The organism is Nocardia seriolae NBRC 15557, assembly GCF_007990715.1.
GTDB classification, from domain to species: Bacteria; Actinomycetota; Actinomycetes; order Mycobacteriales; family Mycobacteriaceae; genus Nocardia; species Nocardia seriolae.
In genome coordinates this window covers 1-1450 of the sequence record NZ_BJWY01000262.1, presented here as the reverse complement: position 1 = coordinate 1450, position 1450 = coordinate 1, and the positions used below count along the sequence as shown (strand labels likewise).

The window sequence follows — 1450 nt, the reverse complement described above, 5'->3', positions numbered from 1 at the left end:
AGTACTAAGTGCGGATTCCTACCCGCTGACTTAAGTCGCGCACCTCCGCCCGCATACCCGTGGGCGGCTTCCGTGACAAGTCCCGGAGCATGTCGCGGGCGAACCCGTTGTACCGAATCGTCTCTGGCGCAGTCCATTCCGACTTCACCAACATCGTCAGTGCCGCAGTGTCCTCGTCGCGCTGCATGTAGGCGCGCGCGACCTCGATGAGGTGGCGTCCGCGGCGCGGCACGGACACGATTTGGTCGGCGTCGATGGAGCGCGCCGCGCGCAGTGCCTCACCGGGCTGGCGCAGTTCCACGGCGAGAGTTGTTGCGTGCGCAGCCATTACCGGTTGGGAGAAGCTGGTCTGCACGTGCCGGTACGTCGGCCCGAGTTGCTGGGCGATGCGGCCCGCCCGTTCGAGGCCACGCCAAGCGTCGCCCGAACGGCCGCGCCGGCCGTGGACGTAGGCGATCTCGAATTCCAACGCTCCGGCGATGCCGTGCCAATCGTCGGGAGTCTCAAGACGGTCGAGGTAGGGGGTGATCTGGTCGATCGCGTTGCGGGCCAATGCGATCGCTTCCTCCCACCGGCCGGAATCACGCAGGGCTTGCACCATCGCCCAGGTGCTGCAGGCGATCACGTACGGGTCGTCGGCCTCATAGCCCTCGTTCACCGCGCGGTCGGCGACCATCCACACCAGCTCCGGCGCGGGCTGGTAGGCCACGTAGAAATCGGCCAGCTGATAGACACCGGCCAGAGTCTTGCGCGCGGCGCGGCGATCGTCGGCAGTACGGGCAGCGGCTTGGGCATCGCGGATCAGGCCGGGCAGCAGCGCGCCCAGCTGCGATCGGTGATCCGGACTGGAATGGCGGACCCGCCACGCCTTGCGCAGCCGCTCAGCGAGGTGATCGAGGCTGACCGGCCGGTCCTGGGGCAAGCGGTAGTCGGTCAGAGCGGACTGTACGTCGGAAAGGGCGGCGTGGCGTTCACCCGCGAACACCGTCACGGGGACGGCGTGATCGTCTCCGGTGAGGGTGGCCAGGTCATCCAGGTCGAGGACGCGGGCGATGCGCAGCAGTAGTTCGAGGCTGGGCGCCCGTTGAATCTTGCCGTTCTCCAAGGCTTTCAGCCATTCGGTCGACCGGCCGATCTGTGCCGCCAGTACGGGCCGCGCCATGCCGACCCGTTCTCGGTGCAGCCGAACTCGCTGTCCGATCTCGGTGGGAGTTGCTGAACCACTCACGGGACGGCCTCCTCGTGCTGTGACGACAATCGCCAGCGTAACGGCATTGGGGGTACGTTCGTATCCGTTCACGGCGTCGGCCGGGCATACGTTCCACATTGCCCCGACGTCGGTTCGATCACCAGTCCCCGGCGTCGGGTGCACTCCAACACCGTTCCAGGGACATGGAGAACACCCGACATGGAAATCATCGTTGTCGCCACCATCATCGCGCTAGTGTCG

1 protein-coding gene is annotated in these 1450 nt (G+C 66.6%); it reads right to left on the bottom strand.

Features of this window, described 5'->3' with window-relative positions:
• Nucleotides 1-4: 4 nt before the first annotated feature.
• Nucleotides 5-1228, bottom strand: a complete 1224-nt coding sequence (locus NS2_RS35610; protein ID WP_036552939.1) for a helix-turn-helix domain-containing protein — start codon at nucleotides 1226-1228, stop codon at nucleotides 5-7.
• Nucleotides 1229-1450 lie beyond the last annotated feature (222 nt).